The 16,162-nt window shown below is 62.2% G+C and carries 26 protein-coding genes; 25 read left to right on the forward strand and 1 reads right to left on the reverse strand.

The window, feature by feature from the left end; all coding sequences use genetic code 11:
* Positions 1–101 precede the first annotated feature (101 nt).
* The 9 genes from MJ643_RS15800 (at position 102) to MJ643_RS15840 (ending at position 3,073) form a co-directional block, all read left to right on the forward strand.
* Positions 102–389: a hypothetical protein gene (locus MJ643_RS15800; protein WP_247726845.1), complete on the forward strand. Its 288-nt coding sequence runs from the start codon at positions 102–104 to the stop codon at positions 387–389.
* Between the two features lie 38 nt (positions 390–427).
* A complete protein-coding gene (locus MJ643_RS15805; protein ID WP_247726846.1) occupies positions 428–679 on the forward strand; it encodes a hypothetical protein in 252 nt (83 codons plus the stop codon).
* A gap of 85 nt (positions 680–764) precedes the next feature.
* The gene (locus MJ643_RS15810) at positions 765–950 is read left to right on the forward strand and encodes a hypothetical protein (protein ID WP_247726847.1); all 186 of its coding nucleotides are present in this window, start codon (positions 765–767) and stop codon (positions 948–950) included.
* Between the two features lie 46 nt (positions 951–996).
* On the forward strand, positions 997–1,230 hold the full coding sequence (locus MJ643_RS15815; RefSeq protein ID WP_247726848.1) for a hypothetical protein: 234 nt from the start codon (positions 997–999) through the stop codon (positions 1,228–1,230).
* A 60-nt stretch (positions 1,231–1,290) separates the two neighbouring features.
* Positions 1,291–1,569: a hypothetical protein gene (locus MJ643_RS15820; RefSeq protein ID WP_247726849.1), complete on the forward strand. Its 279-nt coding sequence runs from the start codon at positions 1,291–1,293 to the stop codon at positions 1,567–1,569.
* Between the two features lie 54 nt (positions 1,570–1,623).
* Positions 1,624–1,830 (forward strand): hypothetical protein, encoded by a 207-nt coding sequence (locus MJ643_RS15825; RefSeq protein WP_247726850.1) that lies wholly within the window; start codon positions 1,624–1,626, stop codon positions 1,828–1,830.
* Between the two features lie 169 nt (positions 1,831–1,999).
* On the forward strand, positions 2,000–2,293 hold the full coding sequence (locus MJ643_RS15830) for a hypothetical protein (RefSeq protein WP_247726851.1): 294 nt from the start codon (positions 2,000–2,002) through the stop codon (positions 2,291–2,293).
* 118 nt (positions 2,294–2,411) lie between these two features.
* Complete coding sequence (locus MJ643_RS15835) at positions 2,412–2,624, forward strand: hypothetical protein (RefSeq protein WP_247726852.1); 213 nt, start codon at positions 2,412–2,414, stop codon at positions 2,622–2,624.
* 152 nt (positions 2,625–2,776) lie between these two features.
* Entirely contained in the window at positions 2,777–3,073 is a 297-nt protein-coding gene (locus MJ643_RS15840; protein ID WP_247726853.1) for a hypothetical protein, read from the forward strand.
* Between the two features lie 197 nt (positions 3,074–3,270).
* On the opposite strand, the gene MJ643_RS15845 is transcribed toward MJ643_RS15840, so the two are convergent.
* Positions 3,271–3,456 (reverse strand): hypothetical protein, encoded by a 186-nt coding sequence (locus MJ643_RS15845; protein WP_247726854.1) that lies wholly within the window; start codon positions 3,454–3,456, stop codon positions 3,271–3,273.
* Positions 3,457–3,480: 24 nt separating this feature from the next.
* On the opposite strand from MJ643_RS15845, the gene MJ643_RS15850 reads away from it, so the two are divergent.
* From MJ643_RS15850 to MJ643_RS15925, 16 genes are all read left to right on the forward strand, one after another.
* The gene (locus tag MJ643_RS15850) at positions 3,481–3,990 is read left to right on the forward strand and encodes a hypothetical protein (protein WP_247726855.1); all 510 of its coding nucleotides are present in this window, start codon (positions 3,481–3,483) and stop codon (positions 3,988–3,990) included.
* 185 nt (positions 3,991–4,175) lie between these two features.
* Positions 4,176–4,523 (forward strand): Arc family DNA-binding protein, encoded by a 348-nt coding sequence (locus MJ643_RS15855; protein ID WP_247726856.1) that lies wholly within the window; start codon positions 4,176–4,178, stop codon positions 4,521–4,523.
* On the forward strand, positions 4,523–5,611 hold the full coding sequence (locus MJ643_RS15860) for a phosphoadenosine phosphosulfate reductase family protein (RefSeq protein WP_247726857.1): 1,089 nt from the start codon (positions 4,523–4,525) through the stop codon (positions 5,609–5,611). The genes MJ643_RS15855 and MJ643_RS15860 overlap by 1 nt, the downstream gene beginning before the upstream one ends.
* The gene (locus tag MJ643_RS15865; RefSeq protein ID WP_247726858.1) at positions 5,608–6,138 is read left to right on the forward strand and encodes a hypothetical protein; all 531 of its coding nucleotides are present in this window, start codon (positions 5,608–5,610) and stop codon (positions 6,136–6,138) included. The genes MJ643_RS15860 and MJ643_RS15865 overlap by 4 nt, the downstream gene beginning before the upstream one ends.
* 49 nt (positions 6,139–6,187) lie before the next feature.
* Positions 6,188–7,201, forward strand: a complete 1,014-nt coding sequence (yejK, locus tag MJ643_RS15870; RefSeq protein ID WP_247726859.1) for a nucleoid-associated protein YejK — start codon at positions 6,188–6,190, stop codon at positions 7,199–7,201.
* A gap of 3 nt (positions 7,202–7,204) precedes the next feature.
* The gene (locus MJ643_RS15875; RefSeq protein WP_247726860.1) at positions 7,205–7,795 is read left to right on the forward strand and encodes a hypothetical protein; all 591 of its coding nucleotides are present in this window, start codon (positions 7,205–7,207) and stop codon (positions 7,793–7,795) included.
* 16 nt (positions 7,796–7,811) lie between these two features.
* Positions 7,812–8,495 (forward strand): hypothetical protein, encoded by a 684-nt coding sequence (locus MJ643_RS15880; protein WP_247726861.1) that lies wholly within the window; start codon positions 7,812–7,814, stop codon positions 8,493–8,495.
* The gene (locus MJ643_RS15885) at positions 8,495–9,001 is read left to right on the forward strand and encodes a hypothetical protein (protein WP_247726862.1); all 507 of its coding nucleotides are present in this window, start codon (positions 8,495–8,497) and stop codon (positions 8,999–9,001) included. The genes MJ643_RS15880 and MJ643_RS15885 overlap by 1 nt, the downstream gene beginning before the upstream one ends.
* 35 nt (positions 9,002–9,036) lie before the next feature.
* Entirely contained in the window at positions 9,037–9,792 is a 756-nt protein-coding gene (locus MJ643_RS15890; RefSeq protein ID WP_247726863.1) for a hypothetical protein, read from the forward strand.
* A gap of 193 nt (positions 9,793–9,985) precedes the next feature.
* Entirely contained in the window at positions 9,986–10,402 is a 417-nt protein-coding gene (locus tag MJ643_RS15895) for a hypothetical protein (protein ID WP_247726864.1), read from the forward strand.
* The gene (locus MJ643_RS15900) at positions 10,399–11,496 is read left to right on the forward strand and encodes a DUF1382 family protein (RefSeq protein ID WP_247726865.1); all 1,098 of its coding nucleotides are present in this window, start codon (positions 10,399–10,401) and stop codon (positions 11,494–11,496) included. Before MJ643_RS15895 ends, MJ643_RS15900 begins: the two co-directional genes overlap by 4 nt.
* Positions 11,497–11,602: 106 nt before the next feature.
* Complete coding sequence (locus tag MJ643_RS15905) at positions 11,603–12,025, forward strand: hypothetical protein (protein WP_247726866.1); 423 nt, start codon at positions 11,603–11,605, stop codon at positions 12,023–12,025.
* Complete coding sequence (locus tag MJ643_RS15910; RefSeq protein ID WP_247726867.1) at positions 12,022–13,797, forward strand: DEAD/DEAH box helicase; 1,776 nt, start codon at positions 12,022–12,024, stop codon at positions 13,795–13,797. The genes MJ643_RS15905 and MJ643_RS15910 overlap by 4 nt, the downstream gene beginning before the upstream one ends.
* Positions 13,794–14,324 (forward strand): DUF1064 domain-containing protein, encoded by a 531-nt coding sequence (locus MJ643_RS15915; protein WP_247726868.1) that lies wholly within the window; start codon positions 13,794–13,796, stop codon positions 14,322–14,324. The genes MJ643_RS15910 and MJ643_RS15915 overlap by 4 nt, the downstream gene beginning before the upstream one ends.
* Positions 14,317–14,598 carry a hypothetical protein gene (locus MJ643_RS15920; protein WP_247726869.1) on the forward strand — a complete coding sequence of 94 codons (282 nt, stop codon included), beginning with the start codon at positions 14,317–14,319 and terminating at the stop codon, positions 14,596–14,598. The genes MJ643_RS15915 and MJ643_RS15920 overlap by 8 nt, the downstream gene beginning before the upstream one ends.
* Before the next feature lie 118 nt (positions 14,599–14,716).
* On the forward strand, positions 14,717–15,472 hold the full coding sequence (locus tag MJ643_RS15925; RefSeq protein WP_247726870.1) for a helix-turn-helix transcriptional regulator: 756 nt from the start codon (positions 14,717–14,719) through the stop codon (positions 15,470–15,472).
* The last annotated feature ends 690 nt before the right edge of the window (positions 15,473–16,162 follow it).

The raw sequence follows: 16,162 nt of genomic DNA on the forward strand, positions 1-16,162 counted from the left end.
ACCGGCCTGGACCATGTGCACGCTGAATACACCGCTGAACCCGAGCCGCGTCGCGTTACGCGTAACGCGCCTAAATTGACCAAAGGAAAGGAGCCCCGCCCATGAACAATCCCGCCACCCTAACCGTCGAGTTGACTGGCGACGTGCTCGATGCGCTGGAGCAGTACGTGCGCACTTGCGAAGCCTTCCAGCGGACGCCCGATGACGTAGCGGGTGCCGAGTTTCAGGCCGCCTTGCTGGCCTGCAAGGGGGCGGGCGAGCGCGTCGCCAACTGGCTAGAGATTGTGCTGAGCCGTCAGGCGGTGCCGGGCACGTTGGGCGAGGCGCTGGCCGAGGCCGAGCGTAACCGCGAAGCGCGGACGCTGGCCCGTGAGACTGACGCCGAGTAATCGACCCCACCCCTTATCACTGGCAAGGAGTACCACCGATGAGCAATGAACAGCTGGACCACCTGGATGCCATGGCACTGCGCGTGGCCAAGGGCGATGAGCGCGACCTGGGCGTACTGAGTCGCGGCGAGTGGCTGTATGTGGTGCTGGCTGCCAACCGCGCCGACCTGCTGACCGCCAACAATGACACCATCGCTGAAGCCATTGCCCGCCTGGGTGAGGACTGGACGGCGCAGTTGGTGCAGCGTTGGCAGTACAAGGGCGACCCGACCAGCCGCGTCGACGACTGACCCGAACCCACCCCCTTTTTCATCAAGGCCCCCACCTACCGCTGTCGCGGCACGTGCCCGCCTCACCACCGCAAGGAGCTGCCCCATGACGACCACCGATACCGTCACCCCGACCGCCGCCGAAGAGGTATGCGAGCACTGCGGCGCCGAAGGCCCGTTGGCGCCGACGCCGCATGGCATGCACTGCCATCCGTGCTATGACCTGGTGATGCGCCCGGACGAGCAGGAATCGCGCAGCTGTGACGACACCGGCATCTATGCCGATGACTGATCCCGACTGAACCGAACCCCCACCCAGCTGATAACGAGGACTGAGCATGCCGACCCCGATTGACCTGGACGACTACCGCACCGAGCTGGAGCGCATCCGCGACGCCCGCCAGGCCTGGCACGCGACCATGGCCGCCCTGGAGCCGGCGCAGCGCGCGCAGCTGTCGGCGCAGGAGCTGCAGGAGGCGACCCAGGTCACCCAGCGGGCGTACCGGGCGTATGCCGGTCACTGCGAAGCGCTGGCCATATCGCTGCTGGCGGTGGCCAAGCTGCTGGACTGATGGCCAGCCGTTACCCGTAACGCCCTGAACCCACCCCTGCCACTGACAAGGAAATCCCCCGTGAGCACCGAAAGCCAATACCCCAGTTACAAGCAGCTGGTGCAGTACCGCCGCGACACGAACCCCGAGCCGGCGCGCCGCCACCGCACCACCATCTACCGCGCCGCGCAACGGCTGATCGCCCAGGCCGAGGGCAGCAGCGGCGGCATCTGGTGGACGCCCGAGCAGATTGCCGCCTGGCACCCGCAGGACTTCGAGGCGCTGTGCGACCGGGTCGGGGCGGCCGGCGTGCAGGGCCTGGATGCGTTCGGCGAGCTGAATTTCGGCGTCGAAAACTGAACCCCCACCCGCCGAGCGCGGGTTACCCGACCACAAGAGCCAGGAGCAGAACCGATGACGACCATTCAGAAGTGCGAACGCTGCGGCGTCGAAGGGCAGTTGAAGCCGACCCCGCACGGCCTCAACTGCCCACCCTGCTATGCGGACTGGATCGACGCCGCGAGCAGCGATTGCGCGTGCCAGGCGTGTGGCCTGGTCGGCGTGGGGGTGAGCGGCCTGTGCCGGTCGTGCGAGCAGAGCCCACTGGGGCCGTGGGAGTGATGGCCTAACGCCCACGCCCTGCGCGTAAGTGGGTATATGTTCAATAAAGCCCCCCAGTCTGGCCAAGACCGGGGGGCTTTTTGTTGGTATGGGTGAGCTAGAAGGGCTGAAAGTGGGTGCCCAGATAGGCCAAACTTGGCGCCCGCCAATACCACACGGAGCTTCACCCATGTCTGAGCTACAACGTGATCCAGCCCCAAGCGTGCGCGCGATCCGCGCCCTGGGCATGCCTGACGTATTCCGCGAGCAGGCCGAGAGCCTGCTGCACAACATCTTCCTGGCACACGAAGCCGGCCGAATGGGCAGCGCTGATGCCCCCGGTATGGTGCGTGAGGCCAAGGGGCGCGGGACGGGCTTTGCCCTAGGCCTGCAGATCGGCAACCGGATCGACGGGAACACCAGCCGGCGCCTCACCGAGGTGTTCCGTGCGGCCGCTGATGACGACCTGATCGAGGAGGCATGAAGGGGTAGGCCCGTAGCTTGGGAAAAACGCAACCATAGTCGTTCTCGACCCGGCGATCGCTTCCAAGTGCTGGTGAAGTGAATACACTGGCAGCTCCCTCAAATGGAGTTGCGCCAACATGAATTATCACTTCTACCTCTTCAGCTTCTACGAAAGCACCCAGGACCACACACGCCATGTCTCTGTGTCCTTCGGCGTGCCAAACCAACGAGTCACCAAGGCGGCGCTGGACAAGGCGCGCGAGGGTGCGGCTGTCGGCACCAACGCTACTCTGCTTTCAGTCTCCTATCTGGGGTATATGACCCAGGAAGAGTTTGATCAGGGCCTGTAACTTCCCAGCCCCACATTGCTCGGCGCCCAGCTTCTGCTTTGGCAGTGGCTGGGCATTTTTTAGCGGTGCTGTCCCAAATGCCAGAAATGGGCAACCCAAAGCGCTAAAGTGATTGACGCGCAGCCCCTATGCTGCCCACCGGAGCCCCGCCCATGACTCTCAACTACGGCGAACTGCCCTACCGGGGTATCGCCTCGCTGACCCTGGACTATACCGACGGCGAGCTGACCTTTACCGCTCTTGAGCTGCTGGTCAGTCCCACCCCGTCAGCGGGCTTCCTCGACGTGGTGGCCAGCGGTCTCGACGATGCCCTGGCCCAGCCCGGCCTGACCCGCGCCTGCCTGGTGCTGCCCAGCGGCAGCGTACTCATCGGTGCGGTGACCCATATCAACCGCTTTGGCGGCAGCTTCGTGCTATGCGTCGACGATCCCGCCCGGCGGCCGGCATGATCGGCCTAGCAGTGGACGTGAACGCCCTGCGGAAGATGCGACCAGCGCACTAAACATGGAGTGAGCCTGCCCCACACTTTCACCTAGCCTCGGGCTGTAAAAATGGCCGCGAGGCTTTTTTTCGTCCTTAAACTGCCTTTTTAAACTCAAATATTACTATTTTAGTGACGATTGTTTTCGATGCTGATAGAGTGCCATCAATTGGCTATATCTACACGGCAGATCAAGGCATCATGGACCAAGGAAACGTCGTAGACATCGGAGAATTGCGGCTTGCGCGCTTGGAAAACAACTACAAGCGCCGCCAAGAAGGCTGCCAGCACCTGCGCCTCGAAATGGATCCTGTGGGTGAAACCGTGCACTGCAGAGACTGTAATGTCCAAGTGTCCTCGTACTGGGCTCTAGATATGCTCCGAGGGCAGTGGGCGACGGCATCGAGCCGGTACAAGGCCCAGCTAGCAGAACTGCAGGCCGACCAGTCCGCCGTGCTGTTCCTTAAGGCCGCGAAGGCTGCGGAAACCGTGTGGCGCTCGAACAAGTACCTGCCGGCCTGCCCGCACTGCCGCCGCGGGATCATGCTTGAGGATGGTTTCGGCTCGACCCGTGTCGGCAAGGACTTCGAGAAGGGGTTGCGGGTGCGGGAGAAGCTGGAGGGTCAGAAGCTGACTCCGGTGCGCCGCCCAGAACCCGCTCCAGCCCGAAAGCGTGGCAAGGCAGGTAAACCCCTACCCAAGTGGGAGAACGCTCCAGAGTGGGCCCAGTGGCTTGTCCAGGACCCTGGTACCGGGACGCTTCACTGGTGCACTGAAGTACTCAACAACCTGCCAGGCGGCCAAGTCGAGTTCGCTGGTACCTATCCCCTAGGGGAAACCCCTATTCAGCAAGCCCGGCCGTGCGCCGGCGGAGTCGAGCAATGAACCCGATCGCAAAAAAAGCCCTTGAGCGTGCCATGTCCGCCCGCCTGGCGCTGCCTACCTCGGTGCTCTAGGAGCCGGACCCAATCCAGCTGGATGTCATCGCTAAGCCCGCTGGCGCTCTGGAAATACAAGCGCCTGACCCTATTACTGCCGCCGTTGCGGCACCTGAGCCAGAAGAGAATCCTATGCAGCCAGTTACCCAGGCCCAAGCCCCAATCAAGCCAGCCAGCGGTGGCCGTACTGGCTACAACTCCCGCACTGCTGACAAGTTCGTGGTCCGCCTCACCGACGGCCTGCGCGAGCGCGTTCAGGTTTATGCCCGTAGCCAGTTCTGCAGCATGAACAGCTTCATTCTCAAGGCAGTAATCAAAGAAGTTGAGCACCTGGACAGCCTGGATGGCAAAGAACCGGCGCCGGGTGATGTGACGGCTGTCGAACCTACCGGTAACGAGACAATCGACGAGTCCCTGGTGCTGCGCCTCGAACGCGCGGTGGCAGCCCTAGAGCGTTTGGGCTCGGGGCGCCTTCAGTGATGAACCAGGCGTTAGAGCACAACATCGTCAGCGTGAGTGGCGGCAAGGACTCGACGGCCTTGCTGTTGCTGGCGATCGAGCGCGAGACGCCCAACCTGCAGGCGGTATTCGCTGACACCGGCCACGAGCACCAGCTCACCTATGACTATGTCAGCTACCTGGAGCAGGCCACGGGCGTTCCTATCCGCCGGGTGAAAGCAGACTTCACCGCCCAGATCGCCAAGAAGCGTACCTATGTCACCGAGAAGTGGCCGGGCAAGCTGATGGCGAACCATGCGGGTTACTGGAAGTGGTGCGGGGCGCCCGAAGAAATGCCAGCGAAAGATCCAAGTGGCCTGTTTGCACCGATGGACGAATGCGTTGCCGCCCAGGTGGGCGATTGGTTCTGGCGCCCCGCAAAGATCGGCATGAGCGCTGAGCAGGCGCAGGGCATTGTCGCGCGCGCCCTTAGGGTCCTTGAGCCAACTGGTAACCCGTTCCTTGACCTTTGTATATGGAAGGGGCGGTTCCCCAGCACCAAGGCCCGATTCTGCAGCGAAGAGCTGAAGAAAAAACCGATGATCAACCAGGTGCAAAAGCCGCTGCTCGATGCTGGCCATGACGTTATCAGTTGGCAGGGCGTGCGAGCCGATGAGAGCCCATCGCGCGCACTTCTGAATGAAATGGACTGCATCACCCAGCGCAACGGCACCGAGCTGTGGAACTACCGCCCGATCCTCAAATGGACCGTTGACGACGTGTTTGCTATGCACCGCAAGCATGGGATCAAGCCGAACCCACTCTATGAGCAAGGCATGGGCCGCGTCGGCTGCATGCCCTGCATCCACTGCCGGAAGGACGAACTTCTGGAGATCAGCAAACGCTTCCCCCAGGAACTGGAGCGCGTTGCCGAGTGGGAGCGCATCGTCGCCCAGGCCAGCAAGCTCGGGCTGCCTTCGTTCTTCGCAACTGCTGACGGCCGGGGCAACAACATCACTGAAGCTGTCGAGTGGTCCAAAACTAGCCGCGGCGGCCAGCAGTACGACCTGATCCGCACCGACCGCGAAAGCATGCCGCTGTGTTCATCCATCTACGGGTTATGCGAATGAAGCCGCGCGCCGAGAAAAAGCTGAGCAAGAAGCTGGCGCTGCTGCTGGCAGGCACCAGAGAGTACTCCGACATCTGGGTCGACGACGAGTACTACCGGCACAGAAAGTACGGCGACCTCACCCCACGGCAGATCCGCTACAACCGCGAAAGCCGGGTGTCCGTGAACCATGTCCCCAGCATTGGCGGCGAGCCGGACTACTGGGGCGAGGGTACCGACCACTACACGGTGCATGAGATTTACCAGCGCGGCTTGTATGACCAGCTGTATTACTCCCCCGAGTTCATCAACGACGACCGCCAGTGGGCCGAGAAAGGCACGCCTGAGCGCGAAGCGTGGGAAGTCTTCAAGGATGCCCACGTTGAATCAGTTAAACGCCGGTACCGCCACCTGAGCGCCGGCAAGAACCTGCTACCGCACGCACGCCGTGAAGGTGAGGCGCTGCGCGCGAAGGAAGCCCGCCGGGCCCAGGAGCTGGCCGACTTCCGCGCCAAGCGCCAGCAAGACGCCGCGGCCCGCGCCGCCTGACCCATATCCCGACCACGCCGTCCTGGTGCGGCACCATTGAGTAGAAGACATGCCACTCCGTCACGCAGCAATGCACCTGATCGACAAGAAGCCAGACGGCAGCCCTGCAGTACTTCACAAGGCTGACGCCGAGCTGGCGCTGACCGATGCCGCCGAGAACCTGGTGAACGACTTCAACGACGCGTACAACTGCAAGCAGGGGAAGGCTTGGGGCTTCTTCCACGGTGAATCCGGCGCCTATCCGCTCAGTGGCTGGCTGACCAAGTACATGGACGGCGAAATGTCGTTCCTGGACTTCACCGGTGAGGCCGTCGAGCACCTGCAGCGCCTGCTGGAAGAATCCGCCTTCTCCGCCGGTGGCCACGTCCTGTTCGCGCAGTACCAGTGCGGCATGACCGAATACCTCAACATCGCCGTGCTGCAGCATGCCGATAGCGTGCTGGTCGACGGTGACCTGCAGGTACGCACGTCTCGCCAGCTGGACCTGGCCCAGATGCACCTGGCGGCGCGCATCAACCTGACCGAGTGGCGCAACAACAAGGCTTCCAAGCTCTACGTTTCGTACATCAAGGGCAAGAACGGCAAGAAGATCACCGACATTTTCCGCGACTTCATCGGCTGCACGGAGGGCGTAGACGGCCCGGGTGAAACGCGCACCATGCTCAAGGCCTTCAGCGACTTCGTGGAGAAAGAAGACTTGCCCGAGGAAGTGGCGCGGGAAAAAACGCTCACCCTGGTCGACTACGCCACCACGCAGGCCAAGATCGGCGGCCTGGTAACCCTGGACGAGCTTTCAGCCCTGATTGACGAAGACCGACCCGGCGCCTTCGCTGCCTTTGCCCGCGAAGCGGTTGGCGTCTCGCCTGAAGCCCCATTCCCGGTCGAAAAGTCCGTGATCAACCAATTCCGCCGCTTCACCGGCCGGGCTGAAGGCCTGTCGATCAGCTTCGAGGCGCACCTGCTGGGCGACAAGGTGGAGTTCGACCAGGCCGCCGGCACCCTGCTGATCAAGGGCCTGCCCACGCTGCTGGTCGACCAACTCAAGCGCAGCGCCAAGGAGTAAGCCATGACAGCAATTCAAGCGGTACCGAGCCTGGCCAAGGGCGATGCCCTGACTGCCGACACCTGGAGCGACTTTGTGGCGCGCCTGCGCCATGACACCGTAGGGGAGCGCCGGCACGACCACTGCACCGCAGACGCCATCTTCCTCGTCCAGATGGAGGAGAAGATTTACGGCCTGGACAAGGAATATGCCGACGAAGACAACCTGGTGATCTTCTGCGACGACTGGAAGTGGTTCAGCGTGGCCGATTATTGGAATGACGCCGACGATCACCAGAAAGCCAAGCTCAACCGTATGAGCCAGGATGAGCACGGCTGCAAGTTCCGCCGGGCCGATCCGCGCGACCAGTGGGTGCTGCTGGGAGAACTGCCCGAGCACCGCCTGCTGGCCTATCAGACCCAGTGGACGACTGTGAACACGCACCTCACCCACGCCGCGGCCGAGGCCTTCATCAAGCGCAAGCAGCACGACTACCCGCCGCTGCGCGTCTACGCCGACAGCGCGTACTGGGCGTGGGAGCTGAAGACCATTCGCGAGGCCATTCTCAACGGCTCGCTGGCCTTCGTTGGCGCCACTGCCGACAAAGCCGCTTAACATCGAGGACAGGGACATGATTTCAATTGTACGCGAAGGCGGTGTGGTGGATTTCCCAGCATTCCTTGGGGAGCGTGTCTACATGCACGAATTCCGCATGGGGGCGGGACTGCCTGAGCACCTGAAGCGTTGGCAGCACACTGTCGACCAGATGCTGATTGGGGTCGACACTGATGGGCCGATTTATCTGATGATTGACCAGAAGACTGTGACAGCAAGTTCCACGCACCGTCGACCAGGACTGCACGTTGACGGTTACTGGGTTCCTGCCGGATCTGGATGGGACGGCGGTGGCAAGCCAGCCTGGAATGGTGTTTCTGCCCATGGGGGTGGCAGTCACCGGGCAAGGCCAGAACCGCCAAGCCATGGTGGCGGGTCGCATCGCTCATTGCGTGCGTTCGAATGGCCAGGTCATCCTGAGTATCCAACCTGGCGCTTCGATGCTCGTGACCGGCCTGAGGCGATCATTCTGGCATCCGACATTTCCGCAAGCCGCGGCCTTGTTGGCGAATTTGACGGTCCGATCAAGGTCGGTGGGGATGTTTCGCATCTGGATCTATCGCATCTGGAGCAGGTTCTGCTGCAGGCAGGGCGCGTGTATCAGGGCAACGTCAGTTTCATCCACGAATCGCTGCCTGTGCCTGTGGATTGCCAGCGGACGCTGGTGCGCCTCAACGTTCCTGGCCACCGGGTGCACTGATGGACAAGATCTGTGGCGACCTGGTCGCCATGTTCAAGGCCGGGGCGTTCGATGTGATCGTCCACGGCCAGAACTGCCACTGCAACATGGATGACGGTATCGCCAAGTCGATCAGCCAGGCCTTCCCCGAGGCACTGAAGGCGGACATGCAGACGCCCATCCACGACCCCAAGAAGCTGGGCACCTACTCCAAGGCGGCCGTAGCCCAGGGCGTGATCATCAACGGGTACACCCAGTTCAACTGGAGCGGAGTGGGCCCAGGTGGCGGCCCCCTGACCCAGTACGATGCGGTGCGGTCGGTGTTCGCCGGCCTGCGCGCCGAGTTCGGTGGCCAGGGCCTGCGCTTTGGTGTGCCGGCGATCGGCGCGGCCCGCGGCGGCGGGGACTGGGGGATCATCAGCAGCATCATCGACGAAGAGCTGGCGGGCGAACACGTCACCTTCGTGGAATACGACAAGCACGACGGCCCCTATGGGGACTATCGCCGCAACATGAAGAAAACCTGACCCAGAATTCAAGCCAGAAACACAAGGAATCGAGAATGCAACGCTTCAAGATGACCCCGGAAATCGCAGCCGAGCGCATGAAGGACCACCAGTACACCCTGCTGGCCAAGACCGAAGCCGCCGAGGTGTGGCGCGCCCAGAAGCCAGGCAGCAGCGCCTATGCCTTCGAGCTGGCCATCACGCCGCGCGGCATGGCCGCCTATGGCGATATCGGCAGCCTGGTGTGGGAAGTTGGCTCCGCCTACGGCCTGAAGTTCCTGGCCGGCACCGATGACGACTACGTGTACAACAAGCTCGACCACCGTGTCCGCGCTGAAGAGCTGGACCAGGAGCACCTGGTGGAGGCCGTCTACGACTCCATCCTGGAACTGCTGGACGAGCGCGCGCCTGAACTGATCTGGCTTGGCCGCAATACGCCATTGCCCGAACGCGTTGCGGAGCTGGAGGCGTGGTTGCAGGGGAATACCGCCCTGGAGGCTCACGCCGGCCAGTTCGCTGCCTTGGTGGTGGCGCTCCGTGCGTGCCAGAACCTTGAGGATGATTCAGTGCGCGGGGCGCGTGACTGGCTGACAGAGCACTATGAGCTACTGGAAGTGGGTGACAACGACTTCGACCTGGGCCGGCCGTGCAGCAGCGTGATGCGGGATATCTACATGGTGCGCCATGCCGCCCAGCAGATCCTGGCCGCGGCCGAGGCTTCGGCAGCAGCTGCAGCCCCCCCTGTGGAGTACGCATACGGGGATCACCAGTATACGGGGTTTGGGGAGCAATGGAACCGAAAACCAACATAAGCACGAATTAAAGTTCGCTTTACTCGTCATCTGTTGTGGATTAGCGAACTTTGATTGGCGAAACGAGTTTATCGCACCACTTTTCGGGTGGTCACGGCCTTTCCTAGTGCTCGCTGAAACGGTTTCATAAAACGGTCGTTTTTCGAAACTGTCCAGACGTTACAAGGGTTTGCGGGGCAGCGACTGAGCTTAAGTGCACTTTCTGTTCCGTTGCTCCCCCAACCCCTATACCGAGCGCTGGACCGACGACGGCGTGGCCGCCTATGTGGGCGATCGCGAGCTGGCCGAGGGCGCGGTTATCTACCGGGGTGTAATCCACCGGAACAAGGCGAGCGACTATGTGCCAGACGCCGACGACATCGTGCAGCACATGAACGAGAAGGCGACCGATGAAAGCGAATTCGCCGACAACTTCCCTGAGATCGATGCTGACCAGGTGAAAGAGCTGGACAAGCTGCTGGAGCCGGTTGGCGCGTGGTTCGATCGCCACTGTAGTGTCGGTTTCTACGAGGTGCGTGAGATCCAGCCGTACACCGTCACCGCTGACGACGTGGCTGCAGCCGCTGCGTACCGCATGCAACTCGACCAGGTCGAGGAGGTGCAATCATGAAACAGGCCCATCCAATCCTCTTGCGCACGTCCTTGGGTGCGGCTGAAGCCATGGCCAAGATGGGGGTTGAGTTCGTTCCTATGCCAATCCTGGGCGCGACAGACCATTGCGAGCTGGCCGACCAGATGCTTGAACGCCTGAAGACCCTGGCCACGGCGGAAGAGGCCAGCGCCATATTGGCTGGAGAAACAGCCACTCCGTTGCCTGTTGGCTTGGCCAAGGTGCGGGCGCTGGCAGAGGCTGCCCGTGCCAACCCATACGACGGCGTGGCGCTCAACGACTACGGTACCGCCATGGCTCCGGCCGTAACCATCGACATGATTGATCTGATCAGTCAGCTGCAGGCCGAAGTAATGGCGCTGCGCCCGGATGCTGAGCGTTACCATTGGATACGTGACCAGAAACCGTGCTCGTTTCATCTGGAGCGCAATGCCGATAATTCTGTGAGCCGCATGACGGCAACGGAGTGGATAGACGATACCCCGGAGCAGTTTGATGATACGCCGGCGGAGCACATCATCAAGATGAAGGAAGCCGATACGATCTGGCGCCTGCAAATCTACCCAGGCACGCCGATCACCTCGGGATCATTGAGCAGGTCCACCCTTGATGATGTGGTGGACGCTGCCCGTGGCTTTTTCCCCGTGCAGACAGCGCCAGGGGAGCTGAGTCCTCAGTCAACCCTAGAGCCCGAGCCGACGCGATACGGCACCAACAGTGGCCATGGGCATGTATGGGCCCGCCCGGACGGCCTCAAGGCGAAATGTGGTGGTCCTGGGCTGTGCGGGGCGTGTACATCGGACATACACGTAGCAGAGCGTGCTGCACCTGGTAGCACCAGGATTGGCAGTGAGCCTGCCATCAAAGCCATTGAGGTGTGGACGGAAGGCTATGCCGTGACGGGCAACCGTTCGCCGGCGCAACGTCTGGGGGTGTACCAGGCCGCCACGTTCGATGACGCCGTGGCCCAGCACCTGCAGACGCTGGATGCAAAGGAGCAGTCATTCTATCGCCGGAGCGAGGACGGTGAGTGGCGCTGCTGGGGCTGCAGGCTGTTCGACAACGAAGCCGCTGCCCGCAAGTCGTTCGGATAGCCCGCGGCTGGCGCAAAGCTGGCCCGTAGAGCGCTGATCGCGGCGCTCACAATACCTCACCACCACACAGAGAAGCCCGCTGGCATCCGGCGGGCAGGAGACTGTCATGCCTGCAAAAAGCCCGTTGGCGCCGATCAAGTCCGGCGACCCGTCCGAATCCCATCTGGTGCTGAGTCACCTTTCCCGCCTGCTGGGTGCATACCTGTACCGCTATGGGAGCGAAACCCAGCTGCATGAGAGCCTGGCCAAGGTCCTGGACGATGCCGGCTACGACTACACCCGCGAGCACGTCCTGGACGCACGCAACCGGGCAGACTTCCTGGTAGAGGGCGGCATCGTGATCGAGGTGAAGGTCGACGGTGCGCTCAGTGAGGCGCTGCGCCAGGTCGATCGCTATATCAACCTGGACCAGGTGAAGGGCGTGATCCTGGCCAGCACCCAGCGTTGGGCCGATAACCCGCTGGTGGACCGACCGGCCTGGCAGGGCAAGGCGTTCGGCATGGTCCGCCTGGGGAGGCAGTCCCTGTGAGCCAGCAGACCTATGGCAGTGTGACGTTGCGTGGGCGCCACTGGGACATCCGCTGCGAGCCCCAGGTGCGATCGCGCCTCAAGCGTGTGTTCCCTCGGGCGCCGCAGGCTGCAGCCGATTGCATCAGCCTGTTGGCCAGCGCGGAAAACAGCCGGGAACTGCAATGGTTCCTGCAGCGCTACCCCATGGATACCGACCAGACCAGTCTCAAAGCGCTCGAGGACTTGTCAGCCGAGCACGTTCACATGGAGCAGAGCCTGGCGCAGCTGGTGGCGGGGCGCATGGATATCCCGCCATTCGAGCTGGCCAAGCCGGCGCGTGATTACCAGCGTTTTGCTGGCGCCCAGCTGAACATCCGTGGCGGGCTGCTGCTGGCCGACGATCTTGGCTTGGGCAAGACCATCACGGGTATGCTCCCGATGACGGTACCGGGCAACCTGCCGGCGGTGGTGGTGTATCCGGCGTCACTGCCGAACCACTGGGCCGAGAAGCTGGGCGAGTTCCTGCCAAACCTCCGGGTGCATGAGATCCGCAAGGGGCAGCCATACCCGCTGATCAAGCAGAAAGGCCAACGCACGAAAGACCTGTGGGACACGCTACCGGACGTAATCCTGGTGAGTTACCACAAGCTGCGTGGGTGGGCGGAGACGCTGGCGGAGATTGCCCAGTACCTGGTGTTCGAGGAGTGCCAGCAGCTGCGCAACCCTGACAGCGATATCTACCGTGCCTGTGTGTACCTGGCCGAGCGTACCAAGCTGCGCATGGGGCTCACCGCCACGCCGATCTACAACTACGGGTCGGAGTTCTACCACGTCGTGAACGTGCTGTTGCCTGATGCCCTGGGCGGCTATGACGAGTTCCTGCGCGAGTGGTGCATTGGCTCACCAGGTGATAAGCCCAAGCTGAAGGATTCCGAGCAGTTCGGTGCGTACCTGCGCCGTGAGGGCATCATGCTGCGCCGTACCAGGCGTGAAGTAGGCCGTGAGCTGCCGCTACTGTCCAAGATCCCGTATGAGATCGAATCCGACGCCAAGGTGCTGGATAAGCTCACCAGTGACGCTGTGGCGCTGGCGCGGACCATTCTCGCCGCGAACGAGACCCATCGTGGCCAGAAGATGCAAGCCGCTGGCGAGTTCGACCAGATGGTGCGCCAGGCTACCGGTATCGCCAAGGCGCCGCATGTGGCCGAGTTCGTTCGGTTGCTCCTGGAGAAGGGCGAGCGGGTGGTGCTGTTTGGCTGGCACCGTGAGGTGTACCGGATCTGGCAAGAGGCGCTATCGGACTTCAACCCGGTGATGTACACCGGCACTGAGTCGAAAGCCCAAAAAGCAGCCAGCAAGAACGCCTTTGTTGCTGGTGAGTCGCCGCTGATGATTGTGAGCCTTCGAGCTGGCGCGGGCTTCGACGGCGCCCAGCACGGCTGCAATACCGTGGTATTCGGTGAAATCGACTGGTCACCGGGTGTGCATGAGCAGTGTATCGGCCGCGTGCACCGTGACGGCCAGGAGGAGCCCGTACAGGCGTTCTTCCTGATCTCCAACCAGGGTAGCGACCCGGTTGTCTCCGACGTGCTGGGCGTGAAGCGTGAACAGATCGAGGGCGTGCGCAACCCAGGGGATAACTTGATCGAGCGGCGCGATGTGGGTGAGCACCAGCTGCGCCTGCTGGCGAAGCAATTCCTGCAGGACCGTGGGGAGAAAGTGCCAGAAGAGGCCAAGCCAACCCCTATTCGTTCGAAAGCGCCGGTACCGATTCAGGGAGAGCTGGTATGACCAGGCGCTGGATGAGCGAGGAACAGCTGAACAACTTGCCGGCGGGGTACAAGGTCCGCGAAATGGGCCACGCTGGCGCTTCTGCCAGGCGCCCTGCAGCGCGCTCGGAGGATGCACCACCACCAGTAGCCCCCGCAGCACCTGCGGCCGCGCCGGCGAAGGCTGGCGGCATGGCAGCCATGCAGGCCAAGGGGCGCCTGGCGAAAGGGACCATGAACGCCACCGAGGCCCGCTACGCCGCTTACCTGGACCAGCTGAGGCTTGCCGGCGAGGTGCTGCAGTGGAAGTTCGAGGCGATCAAGTTGCAGCTGGCGCCTGATACCACGCTCACCCCCGATTTCATGGTGATGCTGGCGGACGGAAGCCTGGAAATGCACGACGTTAAGGGCGCCAAGGCCATCTACACGGACGACGCGAAGGTCAAGATGAAGGTGGCCGCCCAGGAGTTCCCGTTTGTGTTCCGTGTCGTGTTCCCGGTGAAGAAGGCCGACGGGGGCGGGTGGAGCATCGAGGTGGTGGGTGGATAGTGGGCGTCCACCTCAAACGCCGACCGAGCTGGCGCATGATGACTACCTGAACCATTTGATGGTCTGCCGCAGCTGCTACGCACCGAACAAGCGCCACTGCAGTGTGGGGCAGGGGCTCCGAATTGAGTACGACGCGCAGTTTTTGATGACGATCGCGGACACATACCGGCGAAAGGCCATTATGAGGCGCGAATTCGAGCAGGATCCGGTCATGGGCGAGCTCCTGAAAAACCGGGTGATTGACCTGTGGCATGAGGAAAATCAAGAGGCGTAAGAAGTTCGCATTCGGTCCACGGCGGTAGCTAACTTTTTTCGCCCATCGCTTGAAAAATGTCCGAGGACACTTTTTAATGCCCCGAAACCGACCCAGAGACGCGGAGTTACAACGCAAAATGTCCGAGGACACTTTCAAATCGCCGACTGAAGCCCTAAACGAGCTTCCAGCCGTCCTTTCGGAGGAGAAAACGGGTCTTTTTGATGATTCCGAGCATCTTGGCGAGGGCGAATCGCCCCAGGCGCAACTGCGAGCTGAAGAGCTGGCGTTTGCCGTGGTGGTCGGTGCCAAGCTGCGCAAGGCCCGTAAGGCTGCCGGCTACACCGAGAGCGCTGCAGCGCTGGCGCTGTCGCACAAGGGCGTGACGCAGATCAGCCTCTTCGAGAACGGCCGGCGGCCCATCAGCCTGCCCAACCTGCGACTGCTGGCGGATCTGTATGGGGTGACCACTGATTGGCTGCTGGATCGCCATGACGACATCCTGGCTTGCCCGCAGGAGAGCAATCAGGCCGTTCTGAAAGGCGTGGTGGTGGCAACCCTGTCCCACGACTTCAGCACCTTCGTGAGCGCCATGGCGCAGAGAAACGCCCTGATCCTGGAAGGCCTGGGCAAGGACCGGGTGCTGCTGCGCAATACCGCCGCCTTGGCCGAAGAGCTTGTGAGCGCCCTGGAAGTGTTCCAGCGCCACGCCAAGGACTTCGAGGGGATGCGTGGAGGTGCAAAGCTGGGCCGTTTGATCGGCGAGCTGCATGGCAGCATGGGCGAGTGTTTGAAACGGCAGCGCCTGGAGGAGGCAATGGCCGATCATGAGCTGCAGGTCCCGGCGCCTGAGCGGATCAGGGAGCAGGTCCAACAGATGATGTTGTCGCTGTAGCCGTCTGCATAAAAGAGCGTTCCAGGCGACTTGAACGCTGTTTTATGCGGTGGGCCGTAAGGCTGGCAAGCATGGCGGGGTTGCTCATCCCCGGGAGGCGCCAGTGACGCGGGTTGACCATGCGCCTAAGCGTGTCACTCACCGCACCCAATTTATCGTAGTGCGTTACGGGGTAGCAGGACTGGCCCACCGAATGGGTTTGCTAGCAGTCGATCGTCGTGGTGGTCGGGGGGGATGTTCACCTCGGTTGGTGTCTTGAGACGGGCATTGAAAAACACCGGCGGCACGGATAACTGTCAGGACAGGGGACTTGTTGCCCATGCAGTGCCTTACCAGGGGTACGTCCGACGATCTGGGAGTGGTGGGGGCATACCAGTGCCAACGCCCGAAATAGAGGAGCCCGCGCATGCGGGCTTTTTTATAACCGTCGCGCTCCTGCCGGCGGAACCGACGTACTGATTACACCAGGGGGTTACATAGATGGCACGGCGAGGTCCACCCAAGAGTTCACCCAAGTCCGAGGATGCAGCATCCTCGGACACGGATGCATTGGGAGCTGCTAAGCCTGTCCGTCCGCGCGCTGCTAAGGTGATCAAAAAGAAGCCCGCCGTTAGCAAGCCTGCCAGGGCTGCATCCCCCACATCCAAATCGCCCAAACCAACCGCTAAGAAGCCCAGCGCGGCACCCACC

Origin of the sequence: Pseudomonas sp. PNPG3 (assembly GCF_023093815.1) — a bacterium.
Taxonomy (GTDB): Bacteria; Pseudomonadota; Gammaproteobacteria; order Pseudomonadales; family Pseudomonadaceae; genus Aquipseudomonas; species Aquipseudomonas asiatica.

Coding starts and splice junctions, on each gene's coding strand:
- MJ643_RS15800 (WP_247726845.1), top strand. CDS start 102: ATGAACAATCCCGCCACCCTAACCGTCGAGTTGACTGGCGACGTGCTC.
- MJ643_RS15805 (WP_247726846.1), top strand. CDS start 428: ATGAGCAATGAACAGCTGGACCACCTGGATGCCATGGCACTGCGCGTG.
- MJ643_RS15810 (WP_247726847.1), top strand. CDS start 765: ATGACGACCACCGATACCGTCACCCCGACCGCCGCCGAAGAGGTATGC.
- MJ643_RS15815 (WP_247726848.1), top strand. CDS start 997: ATGCCGACCCCGATTGACCTGGACGACTACCGCACCGAGCTGGAGCGC.
- MJ643_RS15825 (WP_247726850.1), top strand. CDS start 1,624: ATGACGACCATTCAGAAGTGCGAACGCTGCGGCGTCGAAGGGCAGTTG.
- MJ643_RS15830 (WP_247726851.1), top strand. CDS start 2,000: ATGTCTGAGCTACAACGTGATCCAGCCCCAAGCGTGCGCGCGATCCGC.
- MJ643_RS15835 (WP_247726852.1), top strand. CDS start 2,412: ATGAATTATCACTTCTACCTCTTCAGCTTCTACGAAAGCACCCAGGAC.
- MJ643_RS15840 (WP_247726853.1), top strand. CDS start 2,777: ATGACTCTCAACTACGGCGAACTGCCCTACCGGGGTATCGCCTCGCTG.
- MJ643_RS15850 (WP_247726855.1), top strand. CDS start 3,481: ATGCTCCGAGGGCAGTGGGCGACGGCATCGAGCCGGTACAAGGCCCAG.
- MJ643_RS15855 (WP_247726856.1), top strand. CDS start 4,176: ATGCAGCCAGTTACCCAGGCCCAAGCCCCAATCAAGCCAGCCAGCGGT.
- MJ643_RS15860 (WP_247726857.1), top strand. CDS start 4,523: ATGAACCAGGCGTTAGAGCACAACATCGTCAGCGTGAGTGGCGGCAAG.
- MJ643_RS15865 (WP_247726858.1), top strand. CDS start 5,608: ATGAAGCCGCGCGCCGAGAAAAAGCTGAGCAAGAAGCTGGCGCTGCTG.
- yejK (WP_247726859.1), top strand. CDS start 6,188: ATGCCACTCCGTCACGCAGCAATGCACCTGATCGACAAGAAGCCAGAC.
- MJ643_RS15875 (WP_247726860.1), top strand. CDS start 7,205: ATGACAGCAATTCAAGCGGTACCGAGCCTGGCCAAGGGCGATGCCCTG.
- MJ643_RS15880 (WP_247726861.1), top strand. CDS start 7,812: ATGATTTCAATTGTACGCGAAGGCGGTGTGGTGGATTTCCCAGCATTC.
- MJ643_RS15885 (WP_247726862.1), top strand. CDS start 8,495: ATGGACAAGATCTGTGGCGACCTGGTCGCCATGTTCAAGGCCGGGGCG.
- MJ643_RS15890 (WP_247726863.1), top strand. CDS start 9,037: ATGCAACGCTTCAAGATGACCCCGGAAATCGCAGCCGAGCGCATGAAG.
- MJ643_RS15900 (WP_247726865.1), top strand. CDS start 10,399: ATGAAACAGGCCCATCCAATCCTCTTGCGCACGTCCTTGGGTGCGGCT.
- MJ643_RS15905 (WP_247726866.1), top strand. CDS start 11,603: ATGCCTGCAAAAAGCCCGTTGGCGCCGATCAAGTCCGGCGACCCGTCC.
- MJ643_RS15915 (WP_247726868.1), top strand. CDS start 13,794: ATGACCAGGCGCTGGATGAGCGAGGAACAGCTGAACAACTTGCCGGCG.
- MJ643_RS15925 (WP_247726870.1), top strand. CDS start 14,717: ATGTCCGAGGACACTTTCAAATCGCCGACTGAAGCCCTAAACGAGCTT.